Origin of the sequence: Marinicauda algicola (assembly GCF_017161425.1) — a bacterium.
Lineage (GTDB): Bacteria > Pseudomonadota > Alphaproteobacteria > Caulobacterales > Maricaulaceae > Marinicauda > Marinicauda algicola.
In genome coordinates this window covers 2,350,799-2,369,661 of record NZ_CP071057.1, presented here as the reverse complement: position 1 = coordinate 2,369,661, position 18,863 = coordinate 2,350,799, and the positions used below count along the sequence as shown (strand labels likewise).

Here is an 18,863-nt window from a genome sequence, read left to right as displayed (position 1 = left end):
CGCGCGTCCCCCGCGTTGATCGCGCATGGCCAAGGGTGCGCGGATCCTGAGCTACGCGGTGCGGCTGCAGGTGGTGGGACACCTGACGGGCCTGTTGTGCTGGACGCTGACGCCGCTGCCCGCCCTGCCGCTCCTGGTGGCGCTGTTCAACGGCGAGACCGGCTTCGCCGCCCGGCTCGCGACCGGACTGGTCCTGCTCGCCGTGGCGGGCTTCGCCGGGATGCGCCTTTCGCTGTCGCGGCCGCGCCTGAACGAGGTCATGGTGGTCTCGGCCATGGCCTTCGCCCTGCCGCCCTTCTTCATGGCCTGGACCTTCGGCGCCTTCGGGATCGGCTATGTCGGCGCGCTGTTCGAGTCGGTGTCCGGCCTGACGACGACCGGGCTGTCGGTGCTGGGCCCGCCCGAGGACCTGCCCCCGTCCGTGCTCTTCACGCGCGCCTGGATGCAGTGGTTCGGCGGGCTCGGCTTCGTGGTCCTGGCGCTCGGCCTGATGGGCGGGGCGGGCCGGTCGGCGGCGCGCCGGCTCGGCGAGGCGGAAGAGGTGGCCAAGGACCCGCTGGGCTCGCTGCGCGACCGCGCCCGGCGCACGCTGATCGTGTACTCCGCGCTCACCCTGGCCTGCTTCGTCGCGCTGTGGGCGAGCGGGTCGGGCGCCTGGCACGCCCTGCTGCTCTGCCTCACCGCGCTCTCGACGGGCGGCTTCGCCTTCGACAGCGGCTCGGCGGCGGCCCTGCAGGGCTGGGTCCCGCGCACGATCCTCATCGGCTTTTCCACGCTCGGGGCGGTATCGGCCGGCATCTATCTCCACCTCCTGCGCCGCAAGCCCCTGGGCACGCTGATGCGCACCGACCTCCTCGGCCTCGCCGCGTTCTGCGCCGCCGCCATCCTGGGCCTCGGCTTCCTCATGTGGCTCGACGGCGGCTATGCCGGCCGGGAGATCCTCGCCCACGCCCCCTTCATGGCGCTGTCCGCCCAGACCACGACCGGCTATTCCACGATGGGCACGGCGAGCCTGCCGGCGAGCGCGCTGGTCTTCCTCATGATCGCCATGGCGATCGGGGGCAATTCGGGCTCGACCGCAGGCGGGGTGAAGACCTTCCGCGTGCTCGTCGCCTTCGCGGTGATGCGCCTGACCCTGCAGCGCCCGAGCCTGCCTCAGACGGCCGCCACGACGCTCAAGGTCGGCGGCCACGAGATCGATTCCGCCGAGCTGCAGGCCATCGCCACCGTCATAGGCCTGGCCGGCGCGACCTTCCTCTTCGCCTGGCTGCCCTTCCTCGCCGCGGGCTACGGGCTGGACTCCCTGTTCGACGTGGTCTCCGCGACCACGACGACGGGGCTGTCCACAGGCGTCGCCGGGCCGGCGCTGGAACCCCATCTCAAGCTCGTGCTTTCCCTTGCCATGCTGCTCGGCCGCGTCGAGTTCATCGCCCTGCTCGTCCTGCTCTGGCCGCCGACCTGGCTCGGCCAGAAATTCAGGTCCTGATCCAAGGAGACTCCCATGCGCGTCGTGCTTGCCGGCCTCAATCACATGAGCCTCGAAGCCGCCCGCCAGTTCGAGGACGAGGGCGCCGACGTCATCCTCATCGATCCCGACAAGGGGCGATTCGAGGACCTGGCGGGCGATCTCGACATCGCCTTCATCGAGGGCGATGGCGGCCGCCCGGAAGTGCTCGCCGACGCCAACCCCAGGGACGTGGACGTGATGTATTGCCTGGCCGACGACGACAAGGACAACATCATCGCCGCACTGGTCGGGCGCGCGGCCGGCATCGAGCGCGTCGTCCCCAAGATCGAGGACCGGTCCTACGACCCGATCTGCGACGAGATCGGGCTGACCGAGCGCATCGATCCGGACCACTCGGTCGCCAAGGCGCTGGTGGCCATGTCGCGCGGGCGCAAGGACGGCGTCGATGCCGAGGATGTCGAGCCGGAAGAAAACGGGGAGGCGGACGGGAACGGTGAATAGACAAACCGCCCTTGCAGGCGCGCTGCTTGACCGGACCTGCCTCCTCCCCCACTTTCCGCGCCCATGACCGCCCCTGTGGATAACCTCGCCCCCGCCGAGACGCGCGCGCCCGAAGCCGCGCGCGAGGACGGCGTGGAAATCGTGACCTTCGGCTGCCGGCTCAACAGCTGGGAGAGCGAGGTCATGCGCGACCATGCGCACGCCGCGGGGCTGACCGACACCGTCATCGTCAATACCTGCGCGGTGACCTCGAACGCCGTGCGCCAGGCGCGCCAGTCTATCCGCAAGCTGCGCCGCGAACGCCCGCACGCGCAGATCGTCGTCACTGGCTGCGCCGCCCAGATCGATCCCGATCACTTCGCGAGGATGAAGGAGGTCGACCGAGTCATCGGCAATGCCGAGAAGCTCCGGCCGGAAACCTTCAGGCCGGCCGTCATCGGCTCGGGCGAGAAGGTGACGGTCGAGGACATCATGGCCGTGCGCGAGGTCGCCGACCATCTCGTCGACGGGCTGGAGGGGCGTGCGCGCGCCTTCGTGCAGGTCCAGACCGGCTGCGACCACCGCTGCACCTTCTGCGTCATCCCCTACGGGCGCGGCAATGCGCGCTCGGCCCCGGCCGGCGACGTGGTCGACCAGGTGCGCCGGCTGGTCGAGACCGGGCACAGCGAGATCGTCCTGACCGGGGTGGACGTGACGAGCTGGGGCCAGGACCTGCCCGGCGCGCCGAAGCTCGGCCGGCTGGTGCGTGCGATCCTGAAACAGGTGCCCGACCTGGCGCGCCTGCGCCTGTCCTCCATCGACGCAATCGAGATCGACGAGGATCTGTTGCGCGCCATCGCCGAGGAAGACCGGCTCTGCCCCTATCTGCACCTCTCGCTCCAGGCCGGCGACAACATGATCCTGAAGCGGATGAAGCGCCGCCACATGCGCGAGGACGCCATTGCGCTGACGCAGCGCCTGCGCGCCGTGCGCCCCGACATCGCCTTCGGCGCCGACCTCATCGCCGGCTTCCCGACAGAGACCGAGGCGATGTTCGAGAACTCGCTGAAACTCGTCGACGAGTGCGACCTCGCCTACCTGCACGTCTTTCCCTATTCGCCGCGCCCGGGCACGCCGGCCGCGAAGATGCCCCAGGTGGACGGTCAGGCCATCAAGGACCGCGCCGCGCGCCTGCGCGCCAAGGGCGAGGAGGCGCTCGCCCGGCACTTCCGGTCCATGGTCGGGCGCGAATACGACTTCGTCATGGAACGCGGCGGCCAGGGCCGTGCGGGCAATTTCGCGCCCGCGAGGATCGACACGCCCGCGCGTCCCGGCGCGCTGGTGCGCGCGCGCGTGACGGGCTTTGCGGGCGAGACCCTCACGGCGGAAGCGATCGGAGTGCGTGCATGAGCTGGTTCTCCTTCGGCTTCGGCAAGAAGAAAAAGGACGAGGTGCGCGAAGACCCCGTCGCGGAGGCGACCGAGTCCACCACGCCGGGCGAGGAGGGCGACGATCCGGGCATCGAGCCGATCGAGGAGGCGCCGAAGCCGGACGCGGCCGAGCCGCTGGAAGTCGAGGCGGAGAAGACCGGCGAGGCCGGGACGGCCGAAGCCCCCTCCGAGCCGGCCGGGCAGACCCTGCCGCCCGAGCGGCCGAGCCCCGAGGCCGGGCCCCGCGCCGACGAGGCGCCGGTCCCGCAGGAGCAGCGCGACAGCGCCGGAGAGGTCGAGCCGGAAGCGCCCGTCCCCGAGGAGAAGAAGGGCTTTCTCTCCCGCCTCGCCTCGGGCCTGAAGCGCTCCTCCTCGCGCCTGTCCGAACAGGTCTCCAGCGTCTTCACCAGGCGCCGGCTCGACGACGAGGCGCTGGAGGAACTCGAAGACCTGCTCATCGGCGCCGATCTCGGCGCGAAGACGGCGGCCAGGGTCACCGCGCGCCTGGCGCGCGACAAGTTCGACAAGGACGTCACCGAAACCGAGATCCGCGAAGCGCTCGCCGACGTCGTCGCCGAGACGCTGAAGCCCTTCGAGAAGCCGCTCGACATGTCCGGCGAGCCGCCCCGCGTCGTGCTCTTCGTCGGCGTGAACGGGTCGGGCAAGACCACCACGCTCGGCAAGATCGCGGTGAAGATGACGCGCGAGGGCGGCAAGGTCCTCAATGTCGCGGGCGATACCTTCCGCGCCGCGGCGGTCGAACAGCTCGAGGTCTGGAGCGGGCGCGCCGGCGCGAAGGCGCAGTTCATGAGCCGGGAGATCGGCGCGGACGCGGCCGGGCTCGCCTACGATGCCGTGGCGAAGGGCAGGAAGGAGGGCTTCGACGCCGTCCTCATCGACACCGCCGGCCGGCTGCAGAACAAGACCGAGCTGATGGACGAGCTGCGAAAGATCGTGCGCGTCATCAAGAAGCTCGACGAGACCGCCCCGCACCACACCGTGCTGGTGCTCGACGGCACGGTCGGCTCGAACGCCATCTCCCAGGCCGAGGCCTTCCTGGAGGCGGCCCAGATCACCGGCGTCATCATGACCAAGCTCGACGGCACGGCGAAGGGCGGCGCCCTCGTCCAGGTCGCCGAGCAGTTCCAGCTGCCGATCCACTATATCGGCGTCGGCGAGGGCGAGGCCGACCTCCAGCCCTTCGACGCGCGCGCGTTCGCCAGGGCGCTGGCGGGGCTGGAGGGGTAGGGCAGACCCGGACCCCGGCAGGACATTTTTAACCCGATACTCGCTTAACGATTGAATGCTTCTCCCCGTTCGGATACGTTAACCCTTGTTAACGTGCGGTCCGCCCGGGGGCCGACGAAGGCCTCCGACTGAACGCGACGCGGATCGAGCACGACTTGATCGAAGCGATCCGGGGAGACTCCCATGACACCATTCCGCACTCTGTGCGCCGGCCTGGCCGGCGCGTTGGCGGCTGCGTTGAGCCTTGTCACGCTCACCTCGGCCGGCCATGCGGGCGGGCCCAGCGAACCCGACCGTTTCCTGCTGAGATTCACCGATGCCTATCTGGTCCACGAGCCGGGCCGCGGCAATCCGCAGATCGTGACGGAGGGCAATGTCCTTTCCTACGGTCAGGACTGGGAAATCGTGCAGATGCGCGACTTCCTCTACCACCTGCGCCAACGCAACTGGCAGGGCTTCTACTGGAAGGTCAACACCTCCCGGCGCGAAGTCTACCGGGTCGAAGGCGGCAGCTTCGGCAATCTCGGCGGCAGCGATGAACTCATCGAGTCCATCAGCGTCGACCCGGTGGGAAACCCGGAGGACCCCACCCGCTTTTTCCTGCGCTTTTCCGATGCCTATCTCGTCTACGTGCCCGCCAGCGGTACGCTGCAGATCACCGCGTCCGGCAATGTGCTCTCCTACGGCGGGGACTGGTCGGTCACCCAGGACGAGCCCTGGATCTACGAGATGAGCCAGGACGTCTGGCAAGGCTTTCACTGGAAGGTGAACACGGCGCGCGAGATCGCCTACCGGGTCACTGACGAGACCGAGCCCTGCCTGACCGATGAAGAGCTCGCGATGGGCGTCGACGTGGTCGGCGGGGGATCGGCGACGCTCGCCTATGGCTGCGTCTATTCCGCCGTCGAGCGGCCCGAGGGCGAGGAGTATCCGCAGACCAATCCGCTCGCGGACGTTGCGGCGGAACACGTGGTCGGCAAGGACGAATTCACGGCCACCGCGCCGGCCGCGATGGTGCGCGTCAGCGCCCTCGCACCCGACGCCAGCTCGGCGCTCAGCGTGTCGCCCGCACTCTCGCTCTACGGCGAGTACGATCTGTTCCTGCCGGCAGGAACGGCGGGAGACGTGGTCTTCCAGATCACGGACGCCGCGAGCGGAGCGACATTGCACCGGTCGGGCCGCGAACCGCTTCGGAACGGCGAGAACCTGCGCCACCTGCTGGTGCCGGCAGAGACCGCCGGCTCCGGCAGCATCCCCTTCCCGGACGAGGAGGATACCGGAGTATTCACTCGGGTGGGCTTGGTCGAGCTCGCCGATATCGACCCGCAGGGCTTCGCCGAGTTTCCCGGTGCCCCCGAGCGCCTGCGCGATGCCCCGTTCGGTGGCTCGCTGCGCATGTTCGGCGCCTTCACCCGCAACTTCTATCCGGAGACCGGGGCAGGCGATCATTGCTACAAGGTGAGGATCACCGAGCCGGGTGGCACCACGAGCTATCTCGACGATCCGCTCAACAAGCGGCGCTATGTCGTCGATTCAGACGGGACGGTGACTTCGACCAGCGAGTTCCTGGGCCCGATGACGATCGGCTCCGTGGATGACTGCTACCGGCTCACCCCGCTGTCGAGTGATCCCGAATCAGACGATCCGGCGGGCTCGATCGCGGTGTTCTGGAGCTTTCCCGACCTGCTCGCCCACTGGCACACGGGTCTGCGCTCGGGCCAGCACACGGTCTCGCTGGAACTCTACGAAACGGGCACCGGAAGCCGGGTGAGGCTCGTTGAGAACGACAATCTCGACATCGAACTCTATCTCGACAACCGCCCGATCACGCTGAACTTCGATACGCTCGACGTGGTGCGCGGGCGCGGCACCATGGAAACCGATCTTCTGGCCGAGCGCTGCGCCATGGCCCGCCTGGTCGGCAATCGCGAGCTGGAGATCGACTTCACGGCCCATCACCCGACCGGCTTCATGTCGGCCTACCGCCTCGCGGCACGGTCGAACAGCGGCGTCGAGGTCTGGCGTGAAGGCGACAGCTACGGCGCACCTGCCTGGAGCGGTGCGCGTCCACCGGCCTTCGAGGGGCGTGCGGCCTCGGCGGCAGCCTTCACGAAGGGCTCTGCCGACTTCACGGCCGGTCCTTGCGCCTATGTGTTCGATCTCTGGGCCGCGGCGCGCACGACCAACGGCTATAGCCGGATCAACCGTGCCCACACCCAGCTCTTCTACTTCATCGAGCCCTGAGCCGATGCGACTCAACCGACTTCAAGGCCCGGCCGCCGCGCCGGGCCTTTTCCTTCCCGGTCGGGCGCGAACGCATACCCGCCATCGAAACTTGTCGTCTTGGCGGTACGGCTTGCCGGGTCTAATCGGCACGCATGACCGACTTCCTCCCCCTCGCCGTTCTCGCCATGCTGGGTTCGGCGGCCACCCATGCGGTGATGGCGCTGTTCACCAAGCGGGCCGGCGACATCCTGGTCTTCCGCTCGGTCTCGCTCTCCCTGTCCGCGCTCTGGCTGTCCCCGGTCCTGTTCCTGTTTCCCTTCCCGCAGTGGGAGGTGTGGCGCTTCCTGCTGCTCGGCGCGGCGATCATCTGGGCGTTCAACATGCTCATGATCTCCGCCTTCAGCCGCGGCGACATGAACCTCGTCTACCCGGTGATGCGCGGCGCCGCGCCGGTGATGACGGGCGCGCTCGCCTTCCTTCTGCTCGGCGAGACGCTCTCCGCGCTGGCGATCGGCGGGCTGGGGCTCGCCGGGGCGGCGCTCGTCGGCTTCGCCTGGCCGGAGCGCACCGCGGTGCCCAAGCGCTCGGCGCTCCTGTTCGCGCTCGCCGCGGCGAGCATGACGGCGATGTACTCGGTCAACGATGCGGCGGGCGTGCGCGCGGCGGGCAATGCCCTGGTCTATGTGGCCTGGTTCTTCGCCCTGCAGGTGCTGACGATCGGGGCCACGGCGCTGGCTCGCCGCGGCGAAGCGGGAGTTTGCCACCGCGCTCATCTGTTCGGTCTTCAACATCGCGACCTACGGCCTGGCGCTCTACGCCTACAATCACGCCCCCGTGGCGCCGATGGCGGCGCTGCGCGAGACCTCCATCGTGTTCGGCGCGATCCTCGGCGCGCTGGTGCTGAAGGAGCGCTTCGGGCTGAAGCGGTCGGTGCTGGCGATCGGTCTCGCCTTCGGCCTCGTGCTGCTGCAGGCCGGCTGACCCCGCGCCGTTGCCCGGCGGCAACGCGGCCGGCCCGATCGATCGCGATCCGGGCTTGGCGATTGCCCTGCCGGCCCGCCCGCGTCAGGTTGCCCCTCCCAGGCAGACGGAGACGGGACGTGGACGGGGCGGAGCGCTTCCAGCAGCTCTTCGAGCGCGACGCGAAGCCGGCGCACGCGAAGGCCGGGCCGGCGAAGGCCCCGGCATGCCCGCCGCCGCGCCGTCCCGGCGGCACCCTGATCGACGGGCTGGTCGGGCTCGCGATCCGGATGTCGCTCGCCGCGCTCCTGTGGAGCTGGGCGCGCGGCAATGCGCTCAGCCCGCGCGACTGGGCCGATCTGGCCGCCTGGGCGCGGCCCGAGCCGGGCTTCGTCGCGGCGGTCGGGGTCTGGCTTCCCCGCTTCGTCGATCCGGGCTTCGTCGCCTTCGTGATCCTGGCCGCCGCCTCGCTGGTCGCGCTCGCGCTCGCCGCGGGCTTCCTGGCGCGCATCGCCGGGCTGCTGACCGTGGCGGTCTCGGCCTATTACGCGCTCTTCATCCTGCCCGAAGCCTGGACCAGCGCGCTGGTCATGGGCGCGCTCGGGCTCTATCTCGCGCTGCGCGGCGCCGGGCCGGTCTCGATCGACTTCGCGGCCATGCGCCTGTCGCGCCTGGGCTGAGCCGCCCGCCTTCCCAAGCTCAGCGCCTTGCCTTGCTTCGGTCATCCCCGCGTGGTCAACATGGCCCCCACTCTCGCGATCGAACATCCCGGAGCCGAGTGTTCATGCTGATCTACCGCAATGTCGCGACCGTGATGGCCGCGATGTTCCTGTTGCAGATATCGGTCGGCGTGCTCGGCGTCTCGATCCCGCTCGCGATGAACGCGGCGCAGTCGACCAAGCTGGCGATCGGCTTCGTGGTCGCGGGCTATGCCGCCGGTTTCCTCATCGGGGCCTTCGCCGCACCGCGCGTGATCCAGGCGATCGGCCATATCCGCGCCTATGCCGCCTTCGCGGGCGGGGCCGCGGCGGTCACCCTGATGCTGGCGCTCGACGACCAGTTCGGCTGGTGGCTGTTCGCGCGCGTCGCCTTCGGGTTCTGCGCCGCCGGCATCTTCGCGGTGGCCGAGAGCTGGCTCGCCGACGCGACGCCGTCCGACCTGCGCGGCGGGGTGATCTCGGTCTACCAGATCCTGGGGCGGGCCGGTCTCATCCTCGGCCCCTTCCTGATCGCGCTGCCCGGCATCGACCTCGTGGACAGCTTCATCCTCGGCGGCATCTTCCTCGCGCTCGCGCTGATCCCGATCACCGCGACCCGGCGCGGCCAGCCGGCCCTGCCCCAGGGTGAGCGCGTCTCGCCCTTCCGCCTGTTCGAGATCGCGCCGGCCGCGGCCGCCGCGGCCTTCGGGGCGGGCGTGATCAATACCGGGGTGCTCGGCTTCGTGCCGATCTGGGCGGAAATGCTGAACCCGGAGACGAGGGCGGCGGCGGCCGCCATCGTGATGGCCGTCATCTACGCCTTCTCCATGCTCGTCCAGTGGCCGGCGGGCAGGCTGTCCGACACTCTCGACAGACGCCTGGTGATGGCCGGCGCCGCGGCGCTTTCCGGCCTGTTCGCCGTGGTGCTGGCGGTGTTCGTCAGTCCCGGCCTCTGGCTCGGCGCGCTCCTCGCCGGCCTTTGGGGGGCGGCGAGCCTGTCCTATTACGGAATCTGCATCGCCCATGCCGCCGACCGTTCGCGCGCCGAGGAGCTGCCCGCCATCGCCTCGGGCATATTGATGACCTGGGCGGTGGGTTCGATCATCGGACCGGTGCTCGCCGGTCTCGCCTATGGCAGCCCGCTCGCCGGGCGCGGCCTGTTCCTGTTCGCGGCGGCGGCCGCGTTCGCGCTGACCGCCGTCCTGCTCTGGCGCAGCCGGACGCGCAAGCCGGTCGCGGAGGCCGAACGCGAGCCCTTCGTCAATCTCCTGGCCACTTCGGCGGAACTGGCCGAGATCGAGCGCCCCGAAGACGAACCGGCGCGCGAGCGGGAGGAAAGCACGTGACCGCGCTGGCGATCCTCCTTCCGGCGGCCGTGTGCGCGGCGATCGCGCTGGCCATGCGCCGGCGCCTCGCGCGGCTGTCGCTGATGGGCTGGCTCGGCGCCGCACTGATCGGCACGGGCCTGCCGCTCCTCGCCGGCCAGCTGACGAGCCTGGCGCTGACGGACTGGGCCATCGCGCAGGGGGAATCCTGCGTCGCCGATTGCCGCAGCGCGACCGAGATCCTCGCCCTGCCGCTCGTGGCGGGCCTTGCCGGCGGGCTCGGCTGGCTTGCCGGAGCGATCACGGCCATCGTCTCGAAGCGTTCGCAGTGACGCGCCGAACGCTGCGGGGCGCTGACGCGTTGCACGCCCGCAGACCGGTGTTATAACCCCGCCCGACCATCCCCATCGGCCGGTCCCCCGGCCCTCGCGTTTTCGTTTCCTTCGGCCCTGCGAGAGATTGAAACCCATGAATATTCACGAATATCAGGCCAAGCAGCTGCTCGTGCGCTTCGGCGCCCCCGTGGCGCAGGGCCATCCCGCCACCAGTGTGGAGGAAGCGCGCAAGGCCGCCGAGGCCCTGCCGGGACCGCTCTGGGTTGTGAAGTCCCAGATCCACGCCGGCGGGCGCGGCAAGGGCCGCTTCAAGGAACTGCCCGAGACCGCCAAGGGCGGGGTGCGCCTGGCCAGATCGGTCGACGAGGTCGTGCGCCACGCGCAGGAGATGCTCGGCAACACGCTGGTCACCGCCCAGACCGGTCCCGAGGGCAAGCAGGTCAACCGCCTCTATATCGAGGACGGCGCCGATATCGCGCGCGAGCTCTACCTCTCCCTCCTCGTCAACCGGGAAACCGGGCGGGTGGCCTTCGTGGTGTCCACCGAGGGCGGCATGGACATCGAGCAGGTCGCCGAGGAGACCCCCGAGGCCATCCACCAGTTCGACATCGATCCGCTGACCGGCGTCACCGACGAGGACGCCAACGCGATCGCCGACGCGCTGCAGCTGAACGAACAGGCGCGCGTCGACATGATCCAGCTTGCCCGCTCGCTCTACGAGGCCTTCACGGCCAAGGACATGAGCATGCTGGAGATCAATCCGCTCATCGTCATGGACGACGATTCCACGCAGGTGATGAATCGCGGCCGGCTGCGCGTGCTCGACGCGAAGGTCAGCTTCGACGGCAACGCGCTCTTCCGCCATCCCGACATCCGCGAGATGCGCGACCTCACCGAGGAGGACGAGAAGGAGATCGAGGCCTCCAAGCACGACCTCGCCTACATCGCGCTCGACGGCAATATCGGCTGCATGGTCAACGGGGCGGGCCTGGCCATGGCCACGATGGACATCATCAAGCTCTATGGCGGCGAGCCGGCGAACTTCCTCGATGTCGGGGGCGGGGCGAGCAGGGAGAAGGTCACCGCGGCGTTCAAGATCATCACCGCCGACCCGAACGTGAAGGGCATCCTGGTCAACATCTTCGGCGGCATCATGCGCTGCGACGTGATCGCCGAGGGCGTGGTCGCGGCGGTCAGGGATGTCGGCCTGAAGGTCCCGCTCGTGGTGCGCCTCGAAGGCACGAATGTCGAGAAGGGCAAGAAGATCCTCGACGAGAGCGGCCTCGACATCACCAGCGCGGACGATCTGGACGACGCCGCGAAGAAAATCACCGACGCCGTGAAGAAGGGCTAATTTGAGATGTCCATTCTCGTCAACAAAGACACCAAGGTCCTGGTCCAGGGCCTGACCGGCAAGACCGGCACCTTCCACACCGAGCAGGCGCTCGCCTACGCCAACACCAGGATGGTCGGCGGCGTGCACCCGAAAAAGGGCGGCGAGACCTGGACGGGCGAGGGCGGCCACGAGCTTCCCATCTTCGCCAGCGTCGCCGAGGGCAAGGAAAAGACCGGCGCGAACGCCTCCGTCATCTACGTGCCGCCCGCCGGCGCGGCCGATGCCATCATCGAGGCGATCGATGCCGGCATCGATCTCATCGTCGCCATCACCGAGGGCATCCCGGTGCTCGACATGGTCAAGGTCAAGGCCAGGCTCGACGCCTCCTCCTCGCGCCTCCTGGGCCCGAACTGCCCCGGCGTGCTGACCCCGGACGAGTGCAAGATCGGCATCATGCCGGGCGCGATCTTCAAGAAGGGTTCGGTCGGCGTCGTCTCGCGTTCGGGCACGCTGACCTACGAGGCGGTGTTCCAGACCACGAACGAGGGTCTCGGCCAGACCACGGCGGTCGGCATCGGCGGCGATCCGGTCAAGGGCATGGAGTTCATCGACGTGCTGGAGATGCTGCTCGCCGACGACGAGACCGAATCGATCATCATGATCGGCGAGATCGGCGGCACCGCCGAGGAGCAGGCCGCCCAGTTCATCAAGGACGAGGCCAGGCGCGGCATCAGGAAGCCGATGGTCGGCTTCATAGCCGGGCGCACCGCGCCCAAGGGCCGCACCATGGGCCATGCCGGCGCGATCGTCGCCGGCGGCAAGGGCGGCGCCGAGGACAAGATCGAGGCCATGAAGTCGGCCGGCATCACCGTCGCCGACAGCCCGGCCCGCCTCGGCAAGACGCTGAAGGACGTGCTCAAGGGCTAGCGATCCGCTCGCAACGCTGCCGAACGGCCCCGGAGTCCCTCCGGGGCCGTTTTCGTGCGACAATCGGGCGCTGCGGATTCTGCTGCCAAGGGTAGCGGCCCGTTAAGGTCGAGGTAAGACACCGCCCGCTAGGCATGTCTCATGCTGAACAGGCTCAACGAAGGCGGTCAGACATGGAATCCCTGCGGCTCGAAGCACTGCGCTCCTACCGGATCCTGGACACGGGGCGTCATCCCTCCTTCGATGCGATCGTGGAGGCGGCGAGCCTCGCCTTCGACGTGCCGATCGCCGCGATCTCGCTCGTCGACGAGGACCGCCAGTGGTTCAAGGCCGCCATCGGGCTGCAGGACAGCGAGACCGAGCGCAGCCGGTCCTTCTGCACGCACGCGATCGAGCGTATCGAGCCGCTCGTGGTGGAAGACGCGCGCGACCATCCGCTCTTCGCGGACATGGCGGACGCGATGGGCGGGTTCGGGATCCGCTTCTATGCCGGCGCGCCGCTGATCGATCACGAGGGTTTCGCCCTCGGCACGCTGTGCGTGGCCGACACGCGTCCGCGCTCGCTCGACGCCGGCCAGATCGCGCTCCTGAAGTCGCTCGCCGAGGCGGCGATGACGGCGATCACCGCCCACCATCAGGGCCGGCTGCTGCGCCAGGCGGCCGAGGCGCTGGAGACGTGCTGCCCGAGGGAACCCGTCTTCATCTGAACAACGGGCAGGATTTGGAACAGCCCGGCCTTCCATCGGCGTTGCATGCGGCATAGATGATGATAAACCCTCCGCCGGCGCGCTCCCTTTCGCGCGCGTTGCAATTGCCCTGAAGGGCCGACATGGCAGACGCACGCTCCTCGAAGAACCAGACCTTCCTCGAAACCTCCTTCCTGTTCGGCGGGAACGCCGCCTATCTCGAGCAGATGGCCGCGCGCCATGCCGAGGATCCGGCGAGCGTCCCGGCCTCCTGGCGCGCCTTCTTCGAGGAGGTCGGCGACACGCGCGAGCAGAGCCGGCACGCGGCGCAAGGGCCCGGCTGGCGCCGTGCCGGATGGCCGAAGCGCGCCAATGGCGAGTTGATCTCCGCGCTAGGCGACATAGGCCCGGAAATGGCGGCGGTGCCCGATGCGGTGACGGAACGTCTCGGCGAGACGGCGAGCCCGGAACAGATCCGCCAGGCGGTCAAGGATTCCATCTCCGCCATCATGCTGATCCGCGCCTACCGCATGCGCGGCCATCTCGCGGCCGATCTCGACCCGCTGAACCTGTCCGGTTTCGGCGAGCAGCCGGAGCTCGAACCGGAAACCTACGGCTTCGGGCCGGGCGACCGGGATCGCGAGATCTACATCTCCGGCTATCTCGGGCTGGAGACCGCGACGATCAACCAGATCCTCGAGATCCTGAAGCGCACCTATTGCGGCACGTTCGCGGTCGAGTACATGCACATCTCGAACCCGGACGAGAAGGCCTGGCTGCAGGAGCGCATCGAGGGGCCGGACAAGGAGATCGCCTTCTCCAAGAACGGCAAGCGCGCGATCCTGAAGAAGCTGATCGAGGCCGAGACGTTCGAGCGCTTCCTGCACAAGCGCTATCCCGGCACCAAGCGCTTCGGCATCGATGGCGGCGAGGCGATGGTCCCGGCGCTGGAACAGATCATCAAGCGCGGCGGCGCGCTCGGAGTGTCCGACATCATCATCGGCATGCCCCACCGCGGGCGCCTGAACGTGCTCGGCGCGGTGATGGCCAAGCCCTATCACGTCATCTTCAACGAGTTCCAGGGCGGCGACACGCTGGGCGCGGACTATTCCTCCGGCGACGTGAAATACCATCTCGGCTCGTCTTCCGATCGCGAGTTCGACGGCAACACGGTCCATCTCTCGCTGACCGCCAATCCGTCCCACCTCGAAGCGGTCGATCCGGTGGTCCTGGGCAAGGCGCGCGCCAAGCAGGCGAAGTACCGCCGCGAGCAGGGCGAGGACGCCAACACCTCCGCGCAGGTGCTGCCGCTCCTGCTGCACGGGGATGCCGCGTTCGCCGGCCAGGGCGTGGTCGCCGAGTGCTTCGGGCTTTCGGGGCTGAAGGGACACCGCACCGGCGGCGCGATCCACTTCATCGTGAACAACCAGATCGGCTTCACCACCGATCCGAAGGACAGCCGCTCCTCGCCCTATCCGTCCGATGTCGCGCTGATGGTCCAGGCGCCGATCTTCCACGTGAACGGCGACGATCCCGAGGCGGTCGTGTTCGCCGCCAAGGTGGCGACCGAGTATCGCCAGACCTTCGGCAAGGACGTGGTCATCGACATGTTCTGCTATCGCCGCTTCGGCCACAACGAGGGCGACGATCCCTCCTTCACCCAGCCGATCATGTACCAGGCGATCAAGGACCATCCCTCCACGCGCGAGCAGTACGCCAGGCGCCTGGTCAGGGAAGGCGTGGTCAGGGAAGAGGAGGTCGGGGACTGGATCTCCGGGTTCGAGGAGTTCCTGGATTCCGAGTTCGACAAGGGCAAGGACTACAAGCCGAGCAAGGCCGACTGGCTCGACGGCGTGTGGTCGGGCCTGGGACTGCCCGAGGACGACGAGCGCCGCGGCCAGACCGCGGTCGAAATCCCGGCGCTGAAGGCGGTCGGCACGGCGATGACCGAGATCCCCGCCGAGATCAACGTTCACAAGACGCTCAAGCGCGTCCTGGAGACCCGCCGCAAGGTGGTCGAGGAAGGCGAGGGCATCGACTGGGCGACCGCGGAGCATCTCGCCTTCGGCACGCTGCTGACGGAAGGCTTCCCGGTGCGCCTGTCGGGCCAGGACTCGGGGCGCGGGACCTTCTCGCAGCGCCATTCCCACATCATCGACCAGGAGACCGAGGCCAAGTACACCCCGCTCAATCACCTGCGCGAGGGCCAGGCCCGCTACGAGGTCATCGACTCGATGCTGAGCGAGGAGGCCGTGCTCGGCTTCGAGTACGGCTACTCGCTCTCGGCGCCGAACACGCTCGTGATGTGGGAAGCCCAGTTCGGCGACTTCACCAACGGCGCCCAGGTCATCATCGACCAGTTCATCTCCTCGGGCGAGCGCAAGTGGCTGAGGATGTCCGGCCTCGTCATGCTGCTGCCGCACGGCTATGAGGGCCAGGGTCCGGAACACTCCAGCGCGCGCCTCGAGCGCTATCTGCAGCAGTGCGCGGAAGACAACATGCAGGTGGCGAACTGCTCGACGCCGGCGAACTATTTCCACATCCTGCGCCGCCAGATCCACCGCAACTTCCGCAAGCCCCTCGTCATCATGACGCCGAAGAGCCTCCTGCGTCACAAGCGCTGCGTCAGCCCGCTCTTCGAATTCGGGCCGGGCTCGAGCTTCCACCGCGTGCTGTGGGACGATGCCGACACGGCGGTGCGCGCGGGCCGCGACGACGTCGCGACCGGACGCACCGAGATCGAGCTGGTGGAGGACGCGAAGATCCGCCGCGTCGTGATGTGCTCGGGCAAGGTCTATTACGATCTGCTCGAAGCGCGCGAGGAGCGCGGCATCGACGACATCTACCTGCTGCGCGTGGAGCAGTTCTATCCCTTCCCGGCCAAGTCCCTGATCGACGAGCTCAAGCGTTTTCCCGACGCGGACATGGTCTGGTGCCAGGAAGAGCCGCGCAACATGGGCGGCTGGACCTTCGTGGAGCCCTATATCGAGTTCTGCCTCTCCAAGGCAGGTGCAAAACATGGCCGTCCGCGCTATGCCGGGCGCGCGGCCAGCGCCTCGACCGCGACCGGGAACCTGTCCAAGCACCAGGCCCAGCAGAAAGCCCTCATCGACGACGCGCTCGGCGAAGACGCCGACTAGGAACGAAAGACGAGTCCGATCCCCATGACCGATATCACCGTCCCCCAGCTTGGCGAATCCGTATCCGAGGCCACCGTCGGCGAATGGCAGGTGTCCGAAGGCGACAGCGTTAAGAAGGACGACATCCTCGTCGAGCTGGAGACCGACAAGGTCTCCGTCGAGGTGCGCGCCGAGGCCGACGGCACCGTGTCGAAGATCTCCGCCAGGGAAGGCGAGACCGTCGAGATCGGCGCCAAGCTCGGCGAACTCGACACGAATGGCGACGGCTCGAAATCGCAATCCGGGTCGAAGGACGAGGGCAAGTCCAAGGGCTCGGACAAGCCGAAGTCCAGGTCCGGAGCGGACGAGGGCGCGCAGGAGAGCTCCGAGGACGGGACCGGTTCGGACGAGGGCGAGCTCGTCGAGGCCAGGGTCCCGACCATGGGCGAGAGCGTCTCGGAAGGCACGGCCGGGGAATGGCAGGTCAAGCCCGGCGACCGGGTGGAGAAGGACCAGACCCTGCTCGAGATCGAGACCGACAAGGTCGCCGTCGAGGTGCCCGCGCCGGAAGCCGGCACGGTCGAGGAACTGCTCGTCGAGGAAGGCGATTCGGTCAGCCCCGAGCAGGCGATCGCGAAGATCCGCACCGGCGGGGGCGGCGGCAAGACGGCCGGAAAGAAAGAGAAGAAGGACGAGAAGACGTCCGACACCGGAACCGGCGAGGGCGACAAGAAGGCCATGCCCTCGGCCAAGCGTATCGCGCGCGAGGAAGGCCTCGACCTGAAGGAGGTCGACGGGACCGGCAAGGGCGGACGCGTGACCAAGGCCGATGCCCTGAAGGCGCTGGAGAAGTCCGGCGAGACGCCGCAGAAGCCCGAGGCGAAGAAGGAAGACAAGCGCGAACTCGGCGAGCGCGAGGAGCGGGTGAAGATGACCCGCCTGCGCCAGACCATCGCGCGCCGCCTGAAGGAAGCCCAGAACACCGCGGCGATCCTGACGACCTACAACGAGGCCGACATGAGCGCGATCATGTCGCTTCGCAAGCAGGTCCAGGACGACTTCACCGACAGGCACGGGGTCAAGCTCGGCTTCATGAGCTTCTTCGTGAAGGCGTGCGTGACCGCGCTGCAGGACATCCCGGCGGTCAATGCCGAGATCGACGGCGACGACATCATCTACAAGAACCACTACGATATCGGCGTGGCGGTGGGCACCGATAAGGGCCTCGTCGTCCCGGTGGTGCGCGATTGCGACACCAAGTCCCTGGCCCAGATCGAGAAGGACATCATCGATCTCGGCAAGCGCGCGCGCGACGGCAAGCTGACGATCGAGGACATGCAGGGCGCGACCTTCACGATCTCCAATGGCGGCGTCTACGGCTCGCTGATGAGCGCCCCGATCCTCAATGCGCCCCAGTCCGGAATCCTGGGCATGCACAAGATCCAGGAGCGCCCGGTGGCCATCAACGGCGAGGTGAAGATCCGCCCGATGATGTATCTCGCGCTCTCCTACGACCACCGCATCGTCGACGGCAAGGAAGCCGTGACCTTCCTGGTGCGCGTCAAGGAGAGCCTGGAGAAGCCAGAACGCCTGATGCTGGACATCTAGGGTTTCCCGTCATCGCGAAGACAGGCAAAGCGCGCCCGAGGGCAATCCGGGCGCGTTTTCGTATCCGCCTCGCTTCCCGTTCCGTTAACACTTGCGGCGCACACTTCTGCCCGGATGGGGCGAGAAGGAGAGGACGCGATGCGCTTCCTCGTGTCTGCGCTTGCCCTGGTGCTCGCGGCCTATGCGGCGGCGAGCTTCGTGCCGGTCACGGCTACGCTGGCCTTCGGGCTCGACCCGTTCGCGCTGTCGCCCGAGCGCGCGGCCCTGATCGAGCGCCTCGCGCCGCGCGACATCGCGGTCTGGCTCGCCGCCGTGCTGTTCTACCTGCTGACCGCCTCCGCGATCCTGCGCCGGCACCCCCGCGCGGTCTGGCTCTATGCGCTGGCGATCGGCTGCGATCTGTTCGGCTGGCAGGTCGTGCGATCGGGCGAGGCCTTCAACCCGGCCTTTGCCGGAGCGCCGCAGGCCGGTGTCATCATCCTGGCGGCCCATTTCATCGCGCTCGCCCTCGTCATGGTCTGGGCGCGCGGCTGGGGCGAGGACGCGCGTCAGGCCCGCGCGCTCTAGTCCCCCCGCCCGTCTCGTGCGGGCGCTTCTGCGAGCGGTGCTTCAGCTCGGCCATGGCCGAAACCAGAGCGCCGACGATGGCGCCGGCGAACGCCGCCTCGAAGGCCAGGAACAGGATCGCGCGGAAGCCGAGCTTTCCGGTGATCGAGACCGGCCCCAGGATGAGGTCGAGCGCGACCGCGGCGATCGCGCCGATCAGCGCGCCGATCACGCCGCCGGCCAGGATGGCGCGCCACAGCGCCATGCGGGCTTCGGAGACGGGTTCTCCCATGTGCCGGTCCTTCCTCGGTCCTGCTGACAGGTAAAACCGGTCCGGCGCGCCATGCGTTCCGAGATGGCAGGCCGGGCGCTTGCGCGTGTTGACGCGGGCGGGCGCCGGAGTAGGGTGCGCCGCGAGACACGCGGGCGCTCCTCCTCGTCCTCCCCCGCCGCGTGCAGACAAGGGATACC

At 68.6% G+C, this 18,863-nt stretch carries 15 protein-coding genes; 14 read left to right on the top strand and 1 reads right to left on the bottom strand.

Annotation, left to right across the window (positions count from 1 at the left end; genetic code table 11):
- Positions 1 to 25: 25 nt before the first annotated feature.
- The 14 genes from JW792_RS11700 (at position 26) to JW792_RS11630 (ending at position 18,413) form a co-directional block, all read left to right on the top strand.
- Positions 26 to 1,486, top strand: a complete 1,461-nt coding sequence (locus JW792_RS11700) for a TrkH family potassium uptake protein (protein WP_135995669.1) — start codon at positions 26 to 28, stop codon at positions 1,484 to 1,486.
- A gap of 15 nt (positions 1,487 to 1,501) precedes the next feature.
- The gene (locus tag JW792_RS11695) at positions 1,502 to 1,969 is read left to right on the top strand and encodes a potassium channel family protein (RefSeq protein ID WP_135995670.1); all 468 of its coding nucleotides are present in this window, start codon (positions 1,502 to 1,504) and stop codon (positions 1,967 to 1,969) included.
- Positions 1,970 to 2,044: 75 nt separating this feature from the next.
- Entirely contained in the window at positions 2,045 to 3,358 is a 1,314-nt protein-coding gene (gene mtaB / locus JW792_RS11690) for a tRNA (N(6)-L-threonylcarbamoyladenosine(37)-C(2))-methylthiotransferase MtaB (RefSeq protein ID WP_241094961.1), read from the top strand.
- Positions 3,355 to 4,626 carry a signal recognition particle-docking protein FtsY gene (gene ftsY, locus JW792_RS11685; RefSeq protein ID WP_135995672.1) on the top strand — a complete coding sequence of 424 codons (1,272 nt, stop codon included), beginning with the start codon at positions 3,355 to 3,357 and terminating at the stop codon, positions 4,624 to 4,626. The genes mtaB and ftsY overlap by 4 nt, the downstream gene beginning before the upstream one ends.
- Positions 4,627 to 4,809: 183 nt before the next feature.
- Entirely contained in the window at positions 4,810 to 6,870 is a 2,061-nt protein-coding gene (locus JW792_RS11680; protein WP_135995673.1) for a hypothetical protein, read from the top strand.
- Positions 6,871 to 7,004: 134 nt separating this feature from the next.
- On the top strand, positions 7,005 to 8,492 hold the full coding sequence (locus JW792_RS17305) for a hypothetical protein (protein WP_422392790.1): 1,488 nt from the start codon (positions 7,005 to 7,007) through the stop codon (positions 8,490 to 8,492).
- A 104-nt stretch (positions 8,493 to 8,596) separates the two neighbouring features.
- Positions 8,597 to 9,856, top strand: coding sequence for an MFS transporter (locus tag JW792_RS11665; protein WP_135995675.1), 1,260 nt, complete (start codon positions 8,597 to 8,599; stop codon positions 9,854 to 9,856).
- Complete coding sequence (locus JW792_RS11660) at positions 9,853 to 10,167, top strand: hypothetical protein (RefSeq protein ID WP_135995676.1); 315 nt, start codon at positions 9,853 to 9,855, stop codon at positions 10,165 to 10,167. The genes JW792_RS11665 and JW792_RS11660 overlap by 4 nt, the downstream gene beginning before the upstream one ends.
- 136 nt (positions 10,168 to 10,303) lie before the next feature.
- Complete coding sequence (sucC, locus tag JW792_RS11655; protein WP_135995677.1) at positions 10,304 to 11,524, top strand: ADP-forming succinate--CoA ligase subunit beta; 1,221 nt, start codon at positions 10,304 to 10,306, stop codon at positions 11,522 to 11,524.
- Positions 11,525 to 11,530: 6 nt separating this feature from the next.
- Entirely contained in the window at positions 11,531 to 12,433 is a 903-nt protein-coding gene (gene sucD, locus JW792_RS11650) for a succinate--CoA ligase subunit alpha (protein WP_135995678.1), read from the top strand.
- A 173-nt stretch (positions 12,434 to 12,606) separates the two neighbouring features.
- Entirely contained in the window at positions 12,607 to 13,140 is a 534-nt protein-coding gene (locus JW792_RS11645) for a GAF domain-containing protein (protein WP_135995679.1), read from the top strand.
- A gap of 122 nt (positions 13,141 to 13,262) precedes the next feature.
- Positions 13,263 to 16,259 (top strand): 2-oxoglutarate dehydrogenase E1 component, encoded by a 2,997-nt coding sequence (locus tag JW792_RS11640; protein WP_135995680.1) that lies wholly within the window; start codon positions 13,263 to 13,265, stop codon positions 16,257 to 16,259.
- A 24-nt stretch (positions 16,260 to 16,283) separates the two neighbouring features.
- Entirely contained in the window at positions 16,284 to 17,846 is a 1,563-nt protein-coding gene (gene odhB, locus JW792_RS11635; protein WP_135995681.1) for a 2-oxoglutarate dehydrogenase complex dihydrolipoyllysine-residue succinyltransferase, read from the top strand.
- Positions 17,847 to 17,984: 138 nt separating this feature from the next.
- Positions 17,985 to 18,413, top strand: a complete 429-nt coding sequence (locus JW792_RS11630) for a hypothetical protein (protein WP_135995682.1) — start codon at positions 17,985 to 17,987, stop codon at positions 18,411 to 18,413.
- On the opposite strand, the gene JW792_RS11625 is transcribed toward JW792_RS11630, so the two are convergent.
- Positions 18,358 to 18,684, bottom strand: coding sequence for a hypothetical protein (locus tag JW792_RS11625; RefSeq protein ID WP_135995683.1), 327 nt, complete (start codon positions 18,682 to 18,684; stop codon positions 18,358 to 18,360). The genes JW792_RS11630 and JW792_RS11625 overlap by 56 nt on opposite strands.
- Positions 18,685 to 18,863 lie beyond the last annotated feature (179 nt).

Bases quoted from the DNA above. Each gene is read 5' to 3' on its own strand.
- JW792_RS11700 (WP_135995669.1), top strand. From the start codon at position 26: ATGGCCAAGGGTGCGCGGATCCTGAGCTACGCGGTGCGGCTGCAGGTG.
- JW792_RS11695 (WP_135995670.1), top strand. From the start codon at position 1,502: ATGCGCGTCGTGCTTGCCGGCCTCAATCACATGAGCCTCGAAGCCGCC.
- ftsY (WP_135995672.1), top strand. From the start codon at position 3,355: ATGAGCTGGTTCTCCTTCGGCTTCGGCAAGAAGAAAAAGGACGAGGTG.
- JW792_RS11680 (WP_135995673.1), top strand. From the start codon at position 4,810: ATGACACCATTCCGCACTCTGTGCGCCGGCCTGGCCGGCGCGTTGGCG.
- JW792_RS17305 (WP_422392790.1), top strand. From the start codon at position 7,005: ATGACCGACTTCCTCCCCCTCGCCGTTCTCGCCATGCTGGGTTCGGCG.
- JW792_RS11665 (WP_135995675.1), top strand. From the start codon at position 8,597: ATGCTGATCTACCGCAATGTCGCGACCGTGATGGCCGCGATGTTCCTG.
- sucC (WP_135995677.1), top strand. From the start codon at position 10,304: ATGAATATTCACGAATATCAGGCCAAGCAGCTGCTCGTGCGCTTCGGC.
- sucD (WP_135995678.1), top strand. From the start codon at position 11,531: ATGTCCATTCTCGTCAACAAAGACACCAAGGTCCTGGTCCAGGGCCTG.
- JW792_RS11645 (WP_135995679.1), top strand. From the start codon at position 12,607: ATGGAATCCCTGCGGCTCGAAGCACTGCGCTCCTACCGGATCCTGGAC.
- JW792_RS11640 (WP_135995680.1), top strand. From the start codon at position 13,263: ATGGCAGACGCACGCTCCTCGAAGAACCAGACCTTCCTCGAAACCTCC.
- odhB (WP_135995681.1), top strand. From the start codon at position 16,284: ATGACCGATATCACCGTCCCCCAGCTTGGCGAATCCGTATCCGAGGCC.
- JW792_RS11630 (WP_135995682.1), top strand. From the start codon at position 17,985: ATGCGCTTCCTCGTGTCTGCGCTTGCCCTGGTGCTCGCGGCCTATGCG.
- JW792_RS11625 (WP_135995683.1), bottom strand. From the start codon at position 18,684: ATGGGAGAACCCGTCTCCGAAGCCCGCATGGCGCTGTGGCGCGCCATC.